This is a genomic window from Tamlana sp. s12 (genome assembly GCF_016767215.1).
Lineage (GTDB): Bacteria > Bacteroidota > Bacteroidia > Flavobacteriales > Flavobacteriaceae > Pseudotamlana > Pseudotamlana agarivorans.
Window position 1 is genome coordinate 2,204,308 of sequence record NZ_CP068547.1, and the last position, 16,121, is coordinate 2,220,428.

15 protein-coding genes and 1 pseudogene are annotated in these 16,121 nt (G+C 34.8%); 6 read left to right on the forward strand and 10 right to left on the reverse strand.

What is annotated here, in order from left to right; genetic code table 11:
- Window positions 1-143 precede the first annotated feature (143 nt).
- Genes JJL45_RS09745 through JJL45_RS09755 form a run of 3 tightly spaced genes read left to right on the forward strand, consistent with a single transcriptional unit; the run spans window position 144 to window position 1,963 of the window.
- Window positions 144-821, forward strand: a complete 678-nt coding sequence (locus JJL45_RS09745) for a DUF4294 domain-containing protein (RefSeq protein WP_068604311.1) — start codon at window positions 144-146, stop codon at window positions 819-821.
- Window positions 822-1,448 (forward strand): PAQR family membrane homeostasis protein TrhA, encoded by a 627-nt coding sequence (gene trhA, locus JJL45_RS09750; protein ID WP_068604310.1) that lies wholly within the window; start codon window positions 822-824, stop codon window positions 1,446-1,448.
- A gap of 14 nt (window positions 1,449-1,462) precedes the next feature.
- Complete coding sequence (locus JJL45_RS09755; RefSeq protein WP_068604566.1) at window positions 1,463-1,963, forward strand: GNAT family N-acetyltransferase; 501 nt, start codon at window positions 1,463-1,465, stop codon at window positions 1,961-1,963.
- 123 nt (window positions 1,964-2,086) lie between these two features.
- Here the strand turns inward: JJL45_RS09755 and JJL45_RS09760 are convergent, their stop codons facing one another.
- The 4 genes from JJL45_RS09760 to JJL45_RS09775 form a co-directional block, all read right to left on the reverse strand.
- A complete protein-coding gene (locus tag JJL45_RS09760; RefSeq protein ID WP_068604308.1) occupies window positions 2,087-2,515 on the reverse strand; it encodes a DUF4268 domain-containing protein in 429 nt (142 codons plus the stop codon).
- A 211-nt stretch (window positions 2,516-2,726) separates the two neighbouring features.
- On the reverse strand, window positions 2,727-4,553 hold the full coding sequence (locus JJL45_RS09765; RefSeq protein WP_068604306.1) for a DUF885 domain-containing protein: 1,827 nt from the start codon (window positions 4,551-4,553) through the stop codon (window positions 2,727-2,729).
- A 296-nt stretch (window positions 4,554-4,849) separates the two neighbouring features.
- Window positions 4,850-5,524, reverse strand: a complete 675-nt coding sequence (locus JJL45_RS09770) for a ZIP family metal transporter (RefSeq protein WP_068604304.1) — start codon at window positions 5,522-5,524, stop codon at window positions 4,850-4,852.
- Window positions 5,525-5,573: 49 nt separating this feature from the next.
- On the reverse strand, window positions 5,574-6,305 hold the full coding sequence (locus tag JJL45_RS09775; protein WP_068604302.1) for a class I SAM-dependent methyltransferase: 732 nt from the start codon (window positions 6,303-6,305) through the stop codon (window positions 5,574-5,576).
- 173 nt (window positions 6,306-6,478) lie between these two features.
- Between JJL45_RS09775 and JJL45_RS09780 the strand changes: the two genes are divergently transcribed.
- Window positions 6,479-7,636 (forward strand): class I SAM-dependent RNA methyltransferase, encoded by a 1,158-nt coding sequence (locus tag JJL45_RS09780; RefSeq protein WP_068604300.1) that lies wholly within the window; start codon window positions 6,479-6,481, stop codon window positions 7,634-7,636.
- Window positions 7,637-7,785: 149 nt separating this feature from the next.
- Window positions 7,786-8,256, forward strand: coding sequence for an OsmC family protein (locus JJL45_RS09785; RefSeq protein ID WP_068604298.1), 471 nt, complete (start codon window positions 7,786-7,788; stop codon window positions 8,254-8,256).
- Between the two features lie 242 nt (window positions 8,257-8,498).
- Here the strand turns inward: JJL45_RS09785 and JJL45_RS16160 are convergent.
- The 4 genes and pseudogenes from JJL45_RS16160 to rlmD all read right to left on the reverse strand — a co-directional run bounded on the left by JJL45_RS16160 (window position 8,499) and on the right by rlmD (window position 12,415).
- Window positions 8,499-9,401, reverse strand: a pseudogene (locus JJL45_RS16160) (IS1595 family transposase).
- A 222-nt stretch (window positions 9,402-9,623) separates the two neighbouring features.
- Window positions 9,624-10,427, reverse strand: a complete 804-nt coding sequence (locus JJL45_RS09800) for a DUF6048 family protein (RefSeq protein WP_082935975.1) — start codon at window positions 10,425-10,427, stop codon at window positions 9,624-9,626.
- Complete coding sequence (locus JJL45_RS09805) at window positions 10,393-10,941, reverse strand: DUF6452 family protein (RefSeq protein WP_068604290.1); 549 nt, start codon at window positions 10,939-10,941, stop codon at window positions 10,393-10,395. Before JJL45_RS09805 ends, JJL45_RS09800 begins: the two co-directional genes overlap by 35 nt.
- 61 nt (window positions 10,942-11,002) lie before the next feature.
- Window positions 11,003-12,415, reverse strand: a complete 1,413-nt coding sequence (rlmD, locus tag JJL45_RS09810; protein WP_068604288.1) for a 23S rRNA (uracil(1939)-C(5))-methyltransferase RlmD — start codon at window positions 12,413-12,415, stop codon at window positions 11,003-11,005.
- 262 nt (window positions 12,416-12,677) lie between these two features.
- Here rlmD and rocD point away from each other — a divergent pair, with 262 nt between their 5' ends.
- Window positions 12,678-13,922, forward strand: a complete 1,245-nt coding sequence (rocD, locus tag JJL45_RS09815) for an ornithine--oxo-acid transaminase (RefSeq protein WP_068604285.1) — start codon at window positions 12,678-12,680, stop codon at window positions 13,920-13,922.
- A 184-nt stretch (window positions 13,923-14,106) separates the two neighbouring features.
- Here rocD and JJL45_RS09820 read toward each other — a convergent pair whose 3' ends face one another.
- Both JJL45_RS09820 and JJL45_RS09825 read right to left on the reverse strand, forming a co-directional pair.
- Window positions 14,107-14,349: a putative signal transducing protein gene (locus tag JJL45_RS09820; RefSeq protein ID WP_067147840.1), complete on the reverse strand. Its 243-nt coding sequence runs from the start codon at window positions 14,347-14,349 to the stop codon at window positions 14,107-14,109.
- Between the two features lie 361 nt (window positions 14,350-14,710).
- Complete coding sequence (locus tag JJL45_RS09825; protein ID WP_202664122.1) at window positions 14,711-16,006, reverse strand: IS1380 family transposase; 1,296 nt, start codon at window positions 16,004-16,006, stop codon at window positions 14,711-14,713.
- Window positions 16,007-16,121: the final 115 nt, after the last annotated feature.

Sequence of the window (16,121 nt, forward strand, 5' to 3'; positions counted from 1 at the left end):
TAGAGATGAAAAGCTTTAAAATGGATATTGTAATACAGAATTTGTTAAAAATAATAAAACAAAAGTGAGATAATAAATGCCTAAGGTTAATAGTGATTATAATTTCTTTATTTTTACCTGTTAAATGCCCCACTTTTAAATAAATGAATTGTTTAAAATATTTATTGGTTTTTTGTCCGTTTTTAGTTTTTTCGCAAATTAACAACATCGAACAGGATACTACGTCTATTGAATACCTGATTATTGAAGGGGATTCGATACCAAGACAATCTATTAATTTAGATGAGGTGGTGTTATTACATCGATTAAAGTTTGATGATAAAAAGGAACGTGTTCGTTATTTAATTCTAAGACGAAAAACATTAAAAGTGTACCCTTATGCAAAAATGGCTGCCGAGCGCTTAGATTCCATGAACACGAGATTGGCAACCTTAAAAAACAATCGGCAGAAGAAACGTTACACGAAACAAATTCAAAAATATATTGAAGGTGAGTTTTCTGATGAACTAAAGAAATTAACACGTACAGAGGGGCAAATTTTAGTAAAATTAATTCACCGACAAACTGGTACAACGGCCTTCGATTTGGTGAAAGAATTGCGTAGTGGATGGCGTGCTTTTTGGTATAATACCACAGCAAGTATGTTCGATATTTCCTTAAAACGTGAGTTTGACCCTGTTAATGTCAAGGAAGATTATCTTATTGAAGATATTCTACTTCGTGCTTTTCAAAATGGCTTGTTGGAACCACAGCCGCCTGCCATTAAATTTAATTTTTACGAGTTAACCGATAAATGGATTTATCAAAAAACACCTGAATAAATGCGTGTTCAAACACCATTAGAAGAAAAGTTAAATGCCTTTACGCATGGTCTAGGAGCTTTTTTCGGTTTAGTGGCTCTGTATCTTTTGGTGCATTATAATTCTGAGAAAACAGCCTGGAGTTTAGTAAGTGTTGTTATTTACGCAATTACCATAATTATTTTATTTTGTGCATCAACCTTTTATCATGCCTCTAAAAGTGAGAAACGTAAACATTATTTTAGAATTATAGATCACATTAGTATTTACCTGCTTATAGCCGGAACGTACACCCCCGTATGCCTAATAGCTTTGAATGATAGCTTAGGAGTGTTTTTATTTTGTACGGTTTGGAGTATTGCGCTTTTAGGCGCGGTATTAAAGTTATTTTTCACAGGACGCTTTGAAGTTTTTTCAACCTTGTTATACCTTATAACAGGTTGGCTTATTGTATTAGATATTTCGAATTTATCTGAAGCTATTGGTCCTCAAGGTATGTGGTATTTAGCAGCAGGTGGTGGAGCCTACACCTTTGGTATTATTTTTTATGCCCTTGAAAAAATACCTTATAATCATGTTATTTGGCACCTTTTAGTATTAGCTGGTGCTGTTTGTCATTTTTTAATGATTTTTCTTTATATCATTTGAATAAAACCTTGTTTATGGTTGAATTTTGTAATGCTGAAAATACCACTGATTATATTTTAATTGAAGGTTTAGCTGATATCATATGGCGTGAACATTATATTCCCATAGTTGGCAAGCCTCAAATTGACTATATGTTAGATAAATTTCAATCGGCTGAAGCGATAGCACAACAGGTTGAAAACGGTTTTCAGTATTATACCATGGTATGGAAAACACGGGCCGTAGGATATTTGGCGATTCGAGAAGAACCAGACGCTTTGTTTTTAAGTAAAATTTATATACTGAAAACATTTCGAGGACAAAACATTGGTAAGCAAGCAATATATTTTGTAGAGTCTATGGCGCGAAAATGCGATCGTGATAAAATGCGGTTGACTGTAAACATCCATAATAGTAACGCCATAAAAGCTTATGAAAATATGGGCTTTAACATTGTTCGCCCTTTGGTAGTCGACATCGGACAAGGATTTGTTATGGACGATTACGAAATGAGTAAGCGTGTTGATAGGAGGTAAGTTAGGCATGCTTTAGGCGGTACGCTTTAAGCTGTAGGCTATAAGCAGTGGAACAACGTAAATATTGAAACAAAAGCCCTAGCTTTAAACTATCTAACATCTAATATCAAACTTCTACCTTCATTATCCTTCAATAATATCCTTGTATTCTTCAAAAAAAGCTTCAAACAGATTCATTTTTTCATTGAAAAACGTCATGACATCACGCCAAGAATCTTTGTTATGTATCGATACTTTTTGTTCTAGAGGTACGTAAATTCTAGAGATCTCTTTGTAGTTTTCAAGAATGTATTCTTCTTCGTAAATGGCTTCAGGTAAAAACTCGTCTTTCAAAATAGGTTGTAGAGCAAGGAGCTTTTCCCAATATTTAATACGGTGTTCCAAATCATCTTCCACATCTAAAGCGACTAAAGCTGTTTTATTATCGAAGTGAAATTTAAAGCTAAACCCTTTTAATTTCGTGTTGTATAAGATCCATTTTCGAGGAAAAGATTTTCCGAAGCTGGTCCAAAATTCTTGTTTTAATCGTCTAGATTCTTCTTTTGAAAACACGGTATTTGTTTTTGAAAATGGCTTAAAAAAATTGTTTTATCACTCAAAGCTGGCGTTTAAAACATTTAAACCAGTAACTTTTATTTAGATTACAAAGTTACTATGATATTTAGTTTTTGAAAGTTTTCCTAATAAAAGGTTTTTAAAGTTTCAAAATATTTCAATAACATTGGAGGTATGTGTTTTAAAGCTGGTTTAAGAGGTGTAGTATCTACGCTTTAGAAGCGATATACGCATCCACAAATTCTTCAAGAACATTTAAAGGAATAGCGCCATGGGAAATAACTACTTCATGAAATTCGCGAATATCGAATTTGTCCTTTAAAGTGGTTTTTGCTTTTTCTCTCAACTCTAAAATTTTGAGCATCCCTATTTTGTATGCTGTTGCCTGGCTTGGCATTACAATATGTCTTTCAACCATTTTAACAGCGTCTAATTCCGCGTTAGGCGTATTGTCGGTGTAGTATGTAATAGCTTGCTCACGCGTCCATTTTTTAGCGTGAATACCAGTATCGACAACCAATCGGCAAGCGCGCCACAATTCCATAGCGAGTCTTCCAAAATCGGAATAAGGATCGGCATAGAAGCCCATTTCTTTAGGAATAAACTCAGAGTATAGTCCCCAGCCTTCTGCATAAGCCGTATAACTTCCAAACTTTCTAAACATAGGAATATCTTCCAACTCTTGCTGAATAGCAAATTGCATATGGTGACCAGGAATCCCCTCATGATAAGCTAAGGCTTCCATTTGGTACGTAGGCATAGAGGCCATGTCGTATAAATTGGCATAATATATTCCAGGTCTTGAACCATCGACAGCAGGACGGTTATAAAAGGCTTTTCCAGTAGATTGCTCTCTAAATGGTTCTACAGCTTTTACGGTAATATCAGCCTTTGGTTTGGTGATAAAAATCTCATCTAAGCGGGTTTTCATACTATCGATGATGTGTACCGCTTTTTTTAAATATGCGGCTTTCCCTTCCTGTGTGTCAGGGTAATAAAATTGTTTATCGGTGCGCATGAAGGTAAAAAAGGCTTTTAAGTCGCCTTCAAAACCAACGTTTTCTCTAATAGCGTCCATTTCTTTATGAATGCGATCCACTTCCGATAAGCCAATATTATGAATCTCATCGGCGGTTAAAAGCGTCGTCGTGGTGTTCTTTAAAGCATTGTTATAAAAGGCTTCTCCATTCGGGAATTTCCACACACCAGCATCGCTGTTCGCTCTTTCTTTTTGAGCTTTCATAAAAGAGATTAGTGTCTGATACGCTGGTTTTACGTCATTTAATAAAGCCTCATTGGCTTGTGCTACTAATGTTTTTATTGTTTCCTCATCGGTATCGAGCTTGTTCACTTTTGTCATGAAGTCTTCCAAAAGGGTGCTTTTAGAGGTTGAAGCATCAAAAGGTTGTCCTACTAAAATATTTTCAGAATCCTGTATCACTTTATCGTATACAAACTTTGGAGGTATCACGCCAATGGCTTCACGAGCTTTTAGGTTTTCTACAAGTTGCGTAAAGTAGGGTTTAAAAGCTTTTAACCTTGAAATATAAGCTTCAGCATCTTTCGAATCATCGATACGATGCATGTTTATTAAAAAAGCAGGCTTACCCGATTGCGCACCAAACATTTGGTTTACAGGGTAATTATGTAATCTGTATTTGTAGTTTTCAATGTCGTTTTCTAATTTTTGTTTAAGTAGTTTGTAACTTAATAACGTTGATTTAGAAAGCGCTTCAACTTGAACTGAATCGGTTAACCACTTTAGATTCTGTTTGTTGATTTCCAATTCTTTTTTTGCGGCTGAAGGCGAATTATCATTTAATTTATCGTAATCTTCTTTTATACCTAATCTGGTTTGAAACTCGGGATGACGATCTACATAGGCATCAAAGGTAGTTTGAAAGAAATCATCAACTTTTTTAGATTCCTTAGTCATAGCTTCTTCCGTTAAGGTTGTTTTACTTTCCTTTTTACAAGAAATAGTTAAAGCTATTATAGAGAGTGACAAGCAAAGTTTAAAGAAATTTTGTTTCATTTAGGCAAGTATTACAATACATATCAATTTTGAAGCCGTAAAGTTAGAAATCGACATGAGTACCGCTAAATAATCTTGTGTTTTAACACATGAAAATTTTTATTTATTTCAATATGTAATAAAAAACAGTAAAAGTCTTTTAAATTGTAACGCCTAAATGAGTGACTCTTTAATAGTCTTAAAATAGTTTTGATATAGCATTAATGAAAATTAAGTGATCTTATGACCATTAAGTACTTAATTGAAGTCAAAAAACTTAAAAAGTGTCGTACAATGCATTTTCGATTGGTAAGACTTTAAATCATATAGGCAATGCCTACACCAACAATGATGGCTATAAATTTTGATAAATTAAATTTATGTCCGTCGCCACTCTCAAACAGTATGGTGGTTGAAATATGAAAAAAGATACCAATCACTATGGCGTTAATCATATCGGTATAAACATGAACCGCATGAGCATTGTTTGAAATATACGTCCCTAATGGTGTCATAAAAGCAAAAACTAATAAAAAAGCGCCAATTTGAAGTTTTGTGTAGTTCGATTGCATTAAAAACAGGGTTATTACCGTTGCAATTGGAACTTTATGTACCAACACACCATAAACCATATCGTTATGATCGTGAATTGAAAAACCTTCAAGGAAACTATGAATACACAAACTTATAAAAAGCGTCCACGGAAAAGTAGAATGGTCCTTATGAATATGTACATGCCCATGTTCGGCACCTTTAGAAAAGAGCTCTAAGGTAATTTGCAGTAAAATACCTCCCATAATAAGTAATCCTGCCAGTTTGGTGTCTAAATGATGATAGACTTCTGGAAGCAGTTCAAAAAGCGTTAAGGCTAATAAAAAGGCCCCACTGAACGAGAGTAGGAGCTTGGTGTTCCAAGATTTTTGTTTTTTAGAGACTAAGGCAATTCCAAAACCTAAAAATACGGCGAGTATGGGAAGTAAAAATTTATTCATTCAATAAAAACGGCTCATTGAGCGAGCAAAATTAGATATGGTAAATTCACTATTTAAAAATCATGACTAAGCGTTCTGATGATTTCGGACTAAATTTATTGAGTTTATAGTCGCCAACAACATCTAGTAAATAAACTTCAGCTTGTTCAAATAAGGCTTCAAAATCGGCTAAAGTAAAAGCACGAACGCGTTCTTGAAAATGATATACTTTTTCGTCGACAGTAAAAGTAATATCTTTTATAATATATTGGTCTTTAACATAACGTTTGAGGTGAAATTCAATATCGTCAACCACTTTAGTTTCTTCTGGGACTAAATTATTGATGACGTATTCACTATTCATAAAATCGATAACGCCAAAACCAAATTCGTTTAAATTTTGTTTAATAGCCTCAATTGTTTTTAGGTTATCGGCATCATCTTCAAAGTAGCCAAAACTTGTAAATAAATTAAAAACCGCATCAAACTGTTTGTGGTACGGTTTACACATGTCATGCCTCTCAAACTTTAACCTATGGTTTTCAAATTGCTTGGCAAATTTGATACTGTTTTCACTTAAATCAACACCAGTTACATCGTAGCCAATTTTGTTAAGATAGCGGGAATGGCGCCCCTTTCCGCAGGCTAAATCTAATATTTTACCGTTTTCCGGAAGATTTAGGTAGTTGGTAAGCGTGTCCATAAAAGCATGGGCTTCTCTGTCGTTTCGATCTTTGTATAAAATGTGGTAAAAAGGCGTGTCAAACCAAGAAGTAAACCAAGTTGTTGTATTATTTGTCATAAATATTTTCTGTGAAAACAGAAATTCTTTTGTTTGTGGGGCGCATAATACATCGTGTTAACTTGTTGGTATTAATTCTTAATCCCCCGAATTATCAATAAACTTTACGTTTGCCACAAAATTACATTATTTTTGCAATCTATTGGGCTTAAAAAAGTCAACAGACGTAAAATATGGGAGAAAATTTTAATATGGTAGCCAAAACATTATTTGGCTTTGAAGATTTATTGGAAAAAGAACTAACACAATTAGGTGCACAATATATTAAAAAAGGTGTGCGAAATGTCTCTTTTTCGGGCGATAAAGGCTTTATGTATAAAGCGAATTTAGGCTTACGTACGGCCATTAAAATTTTGAAACCGATCCATGCTTTTAATGTGAAAAATGAGCAAGATTTATACAATAAAATCTATGCGATGGATTGGTCTCAGTATTTGAAACCGACTGGGACTTTGGCTATAGACGCTACCATTCACTCCGATTTGTTTTCACATTCTTTATTCATAGCTCAGAAAACAAAAGATGCTATCGTAGATAAATTTAGAGATACCGATGGCCAGCGTCCTAACGTGGATTTAAAATTTCCAGATTTAAAAATTAATGTGCATATCGATCGAAATCGTTGCACCATTTCGTTAGACTCTTCTGGCGATTCCTTACACAAACGTGGGTATAAAACAGCTACCAATATTGCACCTATAAATGAAGTGTTAGCGGCAGGTATGATTATGCTTTCTGGATGGGATGGACAAACCGATTTTATGGACCCCATGTGTGGTTCGGGAACCATGCTTATTGAGGCGGCTATGATTGCTTGTAACATTCCACCAAATTTAATGCGAAAGGAGTTTGCCTTTGAGCGCTGGGAAGATTGGGATGTTGATTTATTTGAAAAAATTGAAGAATCCCTTCTGAGTAAAACCAGGGATTTTCATCATAAAATTATAGGTTACGATAAAGCCCCTAGTGCTGTTGCTAAGGCTAAGGAAAATGTGAAAAATGCACAGTTAGAAGATTTTATAGAGATTAAACATGAAGATTTCTTTAAAACCCAAAAAGGAGGCGATGAAAAATTACACATGGTATTTAATCCGCCTTACGGTGAGCGTTTAAATATTGATATGGAAGAGTTTTACAAAAACATTGGTGATACTCTAAAACAGAATTATCCTGGTACTGATGCTTGGTTTATAACATCAAACTTGGATGCCCTTAAATTTGTAGGATTACGACCTTCTCGAAAAATACAATTATTCAATGCCAAGCTAGAATCACGTTTGGTAAAATACGTGATGTATGAAGGAAGCAAGAAGGGGAAATATATGAATTAGTGCTTCGGAAGACAGCGTTCTAACTTTAAAGTTCTAGATTTTAGATTGATTAGGTCTGCTAGCATTAAAGTTTTATAAATTTAGTTTCCACACTGAAGCAGCTTTTATGCTTGACTCCTGAGTTAAAGAAAAACAAATAACTATTATTTATGTTACAGAACCATAAGTTTAAGGCACATGTACATTGGGAATTAGCTGAAGGTGATTCGACAGCGAATCCGAGAAACTTTAGTAGAAATCATAGTGTGATTGTGCCCAATAAAGGGGAGGCGCTACAGGTTTCGGCTGCCAAAGCTTTTAGAGGTGATGAACGTTGTTATAACCCCGAAGATTTGCTCTTATCGGCTTTAGCTTCCTGTCATATGATGTCGTATTTATATGTCTGCGCTCAGCATAAAATAGAAGTATTAAGCTATTCTGACGATGCCGAAGGTATTTTAGAAGTAAATACAAATGGAAGCGGCCAATTTACAAGGGTGCAATTAAAACCCCTCGTTACTATTAAAGATAAGTCGCAAAAGGAATTAGCTCTCAGTTTACATGAAAAGGCAAATAAACTGTGTTTTATTGCCAACTCGTGTAATTTTCCCATTTCGCATCAAGCGGAGGTTTTGGTTTGAGGTTATAAAGTTAGAAGGTTAAAAAGTTATAAAGTTAAAAAGTACTTTGACAATACTACTACAAGCACAGTGTGACTTTGATGGACTGTATGCGATAGGCGGTAGGCTATGCTAACTATAATCAACCAAATACCTAGGTTTCACTTTCTTAAATTCTCTGGCATAATTTAAAATCGATAGTATAATTTTCAAACCGAGAATGAATTGAAAAACCTATGGATATCCCCTTGAGGGGCGATTTCCTAGGTAACGGCAATTCTTCGTTCTTGTTGAATAATTCTAGTTATTAGAAGACTAAATAGATTCTCTTTACTATTATTGAACTTGAAGGCTATTTCATCTAAATAACTCTGTAAATGTTCAGGGCTTACTCGGTGATACTGACCCACAATAGCCCTTTTGATTGTTGTCCAGAAAGAATCCAATCTAGAAGTATTATATTTTCCTATTGACATTATGTTTTTTGAATGATTGAGCTTAACATGTTTTGCATGTGTCTTATGAAGCATTCTATAAGCTCCAAAACCATCTGTAACTACCTCGCTTGCTGTATCAATGTGCTTGTTTAGCAATGGTCTAATGGTTTTTGCATCAGCCTTATCAATCACTATAACCTTCACTAAGCCTTCTCGCTGCATCATCCCAAGTACGGGCTTTTTGTGCTCCATTCCTCAAGGATAAATACCGAGTTCCTTTTTATAAGACTTACGCATATTAGTCATACTTCCTCCAACATAGCTCTCATCTACCTCGACAATACCATTTAATAGATCATCTGAATCAGAGTACATAGCTTCTCGTATGCGTTTTTGCATATACCATGCTGTATTTTTGTTAACATTAATATCACGAGCAAGTTGTAGTGACGAAATTCCTTTTTTAGCATTAACAATTAAAAATATTGCTGCAAACCATTTGGGTAATGGTAATTTTGAAGCGTGCATTATAGTGTCTACCGTAACGCTAAAAGAACTATTACAGTCCCTGCACAAATGTCTATTTGAATTTTTTCGATTATGAATATGCATGCTTCCACAGTGAGTGCAAACAGGCCCATTAGGCCAACGAATAGACTCAAGGTGCTCTATACAGGCTTTCTGAGTACCAAAACGTGAGGCGATTGAAAGTATTGATTCTTGTTTCATTTCTCTAAGATATACATTTTTTTGCCATATTCTAGGAAATCGCCCCTTGAGGGGATTATAGGGGTGTTATGGTGATGAGTTGAAAAGTTCCAAAAGCAATTCGACAACACTTCGACAAGCTTAGAGTGACATTGGCGGCCTATATACAAGGGAGCATCGTTAATTTTTAAACGTTACTACTAACTTTGAACTTTAAACTTTAAACTTTTCACTCCCAAACCCTTACTTATACTTGCTAAACAAAGGAATTCGATAAGATATCGTGTAGCTATAACCAGCACCTATAGCACTACTATCGTAAGTTTTTCCGAATCCAGGAATATAGACGTTTTCAAAATTATCAGGAACTTTTTCTGCGGCAAGCAGTCGCACTTGAACGTTTAATCCCATATACAGATTGGTTAACACCTCTGCTTTTAATCCGAGTTGAAGTTCGCCCCAAAAAGCCGTTAGGCCACTAAACTCTTGTTTTTCGGTAAGCTTATATTGCGGAGCCCAATATTGATTAGTAGTATAAATTGTTGCTCCATTTAGGTCTTGACTAAAAGAGCTTCCTCCAATGCGAAAACCAAAATAAATCATGTTGTCCATGTTTAACCAGTTATCGTACATGTTATAATCTACACCAACTTTTAGGTAACTTCCAGTAGAAGTGATATCCATATAGTCGGTGATGGTGTTTTTTTCTTCGGTACCTAATTCCGCGGCAGCGTAAAGGTGTTTTGAAACTCTAAAATCGGCATTAATTTCAAAACCTTTATAGTCTTCATCAAAAGAAGACCTTATAAGCTTCCCGATATCCCCACCAACACGTAGTCCATATTTCAATTTAATTTTTACCGAATCTTTTGGGGTGCTATTCGTTTTTGCTGCAGACTTAGACTTTTTAAATTTAGTAGTGTCTACCGTTTTTATGGTTTCAGATATTTCTGTAATGGTGTCGTTTTGAGCTTGAATACTCATCGAGGCAACCAAAAAGAAAGCAATAAGATTAATGCGATATAATAAAATGGGTTTCATCTTCATTTTCTACAGATTGGTTCTCGTTCATAGGCTGTCTAGAAAGCATCCAGTTATCAGCATCGGGTTCAATAGTTAAGGTAACGTTTTTGTAAATGGTTTTATATCCACAGGCACGAGATACATAAACTTCTTCACGGCTATAATTTATGGTTATGGTATCTGGATTACCCTCAATATAATCATCCGTATCATCGTCTGGTGTTCCATTATCGTTTACAGTGGCGTCGCTTATCAGTGTGTATTGTGTGGTGTTTACATCTGTTTTTAACGGTAAAAAGACTTCATCGGTATCAGTAAAGTAATAATCAGATAAAACATTGTCGTTACCAACTCCGAAGGCTATTAAATCAAACACATTTTTTTTGTTGTCAGGATTTAAAATATCATGAAAATCGATGATAAGTCGTGGTGTGGTTGCTACACCTTCTGGACAAATGTCGTCGGGTTCACACGCTATGGCGACAAAAACACCAATTATTAATAGCACTGGGGCAATAAGAAGTTTAATGTATTTCATTATTGTTTATTAATAACTATGATAGGCCTATAAAAAGAGGCTATTGTCATAGAATTTTAAATTATCGACGCTCTAAAAGTACAACATTTTCAACATGAAAAGTTTGTGGAAACATATCAACAGCTTGTGTTTTTACCACTTTGTATTGGGCATCCATAAGTTCTAAATCACGGGCTTGTGTGGCACTATTACAGCTCACATAAACTACTTTTTTAGGCGCTATATTTAGTATTTGTTGCACCACATCTTTATGCATACCATCACGAGGCGGATCGGTAATAATCACATCTGGCTCACCATGGGTTTTAATAAAGTTGCTATTAAATACATTTTTCATGTCACCTACAAAAAACTCAACGTTATCAATCCCGTTTAATTGTGCATTTTCTTTCGCAGCTGTTATAGCATCGGGAACGGCTTCTACACCAACAACTTTTTTGGCTTTTTTAGCAACAAACTGAGCAATGGTTCCTGTTCCAGTATATAAATCGTACACCAATTCGTTTCCTGATAATCCAGCAAAATCTCTGGTGATTTTATAAAGCTCGTAAGCCTGATCGGAATTCGTTTGATAAAAAGACTTGGCATTAATTTTAAACTTTAAACCTTCCATTTCTTCAAAAATATGGTCTTGCCCTTTATAGCAAATCACTTCTTGATCGTAAATAGTATCGTTCGCTTTGCCGTTAATAACGTATTGTAACGAGGTTACTTCCGGGAATTGTTCAGCAATAAAATCTAAAAGTAGTTCACGCTTTTCTTTGTCTTCTTTGAAGAATTGAACCATGACCATGATATCGCCCGTAGAAGACGTTCTAATCATCATAGTACGTAAAAAGCCGGTTTGGTTTCTGGTGTTAAAAAACTCAAGATTATTTTCGATGCCAAAAGATTTAACCGCATTTCTAATAGCATTAGAAGGGTCTGCTTGAAGGTGACACTTATTAAGGTCTAAAATTTTATCCCACATACCAGGAATATGAAAACCAAGGGCATTTCTATCGCCTAAATCTTCATCCGATTGGACTTCTTCAAGGGTTAACCAGCGGCTATCACTAAAAGAAAACTCCATTTTATTTCTGTAGAAATATTGATTAGCAGAACCTAAAATTGGGGTAACCTCTGGAAGTTCTATATGTCCGATTCGGGTTAAATTGTTGGTAACCTCTTTTTGTTTATAAAAAAGTTGGTGCTCGTAGGCCATGTCTTGCCACTTGCAACCACCACAAGTTCCAAAATGCTCGCATTTGGGCTCAGTACGCTTATCTGAAAGTTTATGAAAAGCCGTTGCTTTTCCTTCGTAGTAGGCTTTACGTTTCTTAAATGTTTGCACATCAACAACATCGCCAGGAACAGCATTAGGAAGGAATATTACCTTACCATCTGGAGCTTTAGCAATAGTTTTACCTTTTGCTCCAGCATCAATTACTTCTACGTTTTCAAAAACTTGTTTTCTTGTTTTTTTTCTTGCCATGCTGCAAAAATAATGAACTCCTTTATACTTTATTGAGAGAAGTTAAAAATTGTTATTTTCTTTTTTAGGGATTTCAGAATTTGAAGTTGTAAGATTGTCTAAAACATTTTTTGAGGTGTTGATTTATTTGTAATTTGCGGGCTCTAGGGATGATTTCTCTCCCACGCTGAATTTTCGAGACTTTTCGGAAGGATAAAGGTACAGAAGGAATGGTTATTTTAAGTATCTATTTATTAGATACAAACATTTAAATTTATTTAAAATGGCTGTTTTAAACCAATTAAGTTCGCAAGAAGCGATTACATTAGAAAACAAGTATGGTGCACACAATTACCATCCACTACCTGTAGTATTAAACAGGGGAGAAGGTGTGTTTGTATGGGATGTTGAAGGAAAAAAGTATTACGATTTCTTATCGGCATACTCGGCAGTAAACCAAGGGCATTGCCATCCAAAAATTGTGGGTGCTATGGTAAATCAAGCGCAAACCCTAACCTTAACTTCGCGTGCATTTTATAATGATATGCTCGGAAAATTTGAAAAATTTGCGTGTGAATATTTCAAATTCGATAAGCTTTTACCAATGAATACAGGAGCCGAAGCTGTTGAAACGGCTTTGAAAATATGTAGAAAATGGGCTTATGAAGTTAAATCTATTGATGAAAATGAAGCCGAAATAATAGTTTGTGAAAACAATTTTCACGGTAGAACCACCACAATTATTTCATTTTCTAACGACCCTGTGGCACGTAAAAATTTCGGGCCATACACAAAAGGATTTATAAAAATTGAATACAATAATCTTGATGCCTTAGAAGAGCATTTAAAAAACAACCCTAATGTAGCAGGATTTTTGGTTGAACCGATACAAGGTGAAGCCGGAGTTTATGTGCCTGACGAAGGTTATTTAACCAAAGCTAAGGCTTTATGTGAGAAATATAATGTACTGTTTATTGCTGATGAAGTGCAAACAGGAATCGCTCGTACAGGAAAACTATTAGCGGTAGATCATGAAAATGTGAAACCAGATATTTTAATTTTAGGAAAAGCGATTAGTGGTGGTGTTTATCCGGTTTCGGCAGTTTTAGCCAATGACCCGGTGATGAACGTGATAAAACCAGGAAACCACGGTAGTACTTTTGGAGGTAACCCTGTTGCTGCCGCTGTTGCGATGGCTGCATTAGAGGTTATTGAAGAAGAAAATTTAGCTCAAAATGCTTTAGAATTAGGCGCTTTGTTTAGAAGTGAATTAAATGCCTGTGTTAAAACAAGTGGCATCGTGAATCTGGTTCGTGGTAAGGGCTTACTTAATGCTATTGTTATTAATGATGACGAAGACAGTGATACCGCTTGGAATATTTGTGTGGCGCTTAAAGAAAATGGTTTACTAGCTAAACCAACCCATGGGAATATTATCCGATTTGCACCGCCTTTAGTGATGACTAAGGATGAGTTATTAGATTGCGTTAAGATTATTACAACTACCTTGAAGCAGTTTGAAAGTTAAAAGTTAAAAGTGGAAAGTTAAAAGTTATGGCTTTCGTTTCATGATTAACGTTGTAACATTGCCTAAAGCCTAAAGCCTAAAGCAAACAACCTAAAACTAAAAACCCCATCAGATTTAAAATACTGATGGGGTTTTATTTTTTTATTCGTTAAACTATGGTCGATAGAAAAAAGGTTTAATCTTGTTATTCTTCCTCCAAACTAGCTGTAATATCAGTTACGATTTCGAGGGTTTTTGTAAGTTCATCGTTATTAACGAAAATTTCTTGAAAACCTGGAAAATTACCACCACCAAAACCAGCCAGTCTAGCCGATTCTGTTTGGTCTTTTACAATCGGACTGATACCTTCATTTTCCAACTCGGAAACGATACGTTGCACGATAATGATATCGCCAGTATAAACTTTTGTGAAATTTGAATCAGACATAATGTTTAAATTTTAGTGATCTATTAAAGATACGGAATTTTTGATGATTTTAGGGAGTTATAATGTTACAAAGCTATAAGGTTATAAAGTTTCCATAGAGATATTAGGCATATAACTATATATCAGTTAGCGCGGACTTGTACCTTAAATCCGTAGGTTATAGTATTTTGCTTAGCTGTAATGATTTCTGGTAGTATTTCTCATTTTTTCAGGTGTTAAATGTTTGAAGTTTTTAAGGTTCTTGTGTTTGTGTTTGATCTGTTTGCTTACACAAGGAAGCTACTGTATATAGGATAGCCCCAACTTTGTTGGGGTTTAATTTTTTTCACATTAAACTGTTGGGGCTTGACACTTTTCTTTGTTAAGTTTTAAAGTGAATAATTCCATACACCCTTAACTTATATTGTCTAGCCGTTTTTATCCATTTGGCAGGAATGGATATAAATCTAAAGATGAATTTTTTAATTCTATAGTTTGCCTTTAATCCCTTAAATCGTTTGGAAAACCGTTCTATAATATACTGATACAGATTCCTGCACATAGCAGTAAATAACAGAAAAACTGTATTTTGCTCTAATTTTGAAAACGGCAAGTTGTTCCATCCAAAGTCATTCTTGAGAATATCAAATTCTTTTTCAATCGCTCCACGTTGATTATAAAAATCAACAACTTCATTGATGGACATCGAAAAGTCGTTGGTCAATATCGCTGAATACAAATAAGCATCTTTAGTAAATAAATTTACCTGTTTGTCATTACGCTCTATTTTACTTACAACAAGCCTGTATTCCTTAGTTTTATGGAGTTGTTTTTTTCGTTTTAATGATCTTATAAAGGGAGTGAATTTTATTTCTCCTCTGAAAATTGTTTCGGAGCCGACCCTTTGTTCAGACCAGTTAGTTATTTCAGATATCCTTTTAGCCAATGCGTCGCTCATACATGCTCTAATAAAGAATCGATTAACTTTTGTAGAAATAAAATCAACCACATTAACTTGATAAGAAGCTGCATCGGCTCTAAAAGCATCAATTTGTATTCCTTGATTTTCGAGTTCATAAAACATTCTAGTTAATGTTTCTAACTGTAAATCTTTGGCTGCACTATTTCCATTTCGATTTTCAACATAAACAATATTATTCTTAATTATCCCCACTCCTGGGCAGTATCCAGAGCCCTTTTTGTAAGTTCTTATGCTGTCTTTCTTATTGGTGTATAGAATCGTATTGTCATAATCTAAAATATGATCATTCGTGGTAGTTAAGTTCAACTTTTTCAATAATCTTAAATTCAACTCATTTAAAGTAAAGTTCAAGCCAAATTGATGTAAACTAGTGCCTCTGGGTAATGTAAAAAGGTCTTTTGTCTGTGATAATTCTTTGAATCTATCAAGAATCCTATCAGGACTTGGTACTCTAAAAAAAGGATTATCTCTTAGATGCTCTTTTAAGTTCAACGAGATATCTTCAATACAATCTCCTCCACAAAAATAGATAGACCAAAAGGAATATAATAAGTCTTTCCAACTATAAGAAGCTTGCTGTACTATATGTGGTAAATTGTTTTCAAGCAATGTGCCTAAACCAAGCTGTTCAAACTCATTGATAACAAAATTTAATCCTCCAAAAGGATTAATACGTTGAGATTTTATTATTTTCATAATGTGTTTTTGTAGCAACACCAATTTAGGTGAAAACACACAAAACCGCAAACCTTTGTAAACAAATAGTTTGCGGTTGTTTTTTACTCTATACCTACGGATTTAAGGTTGTAGT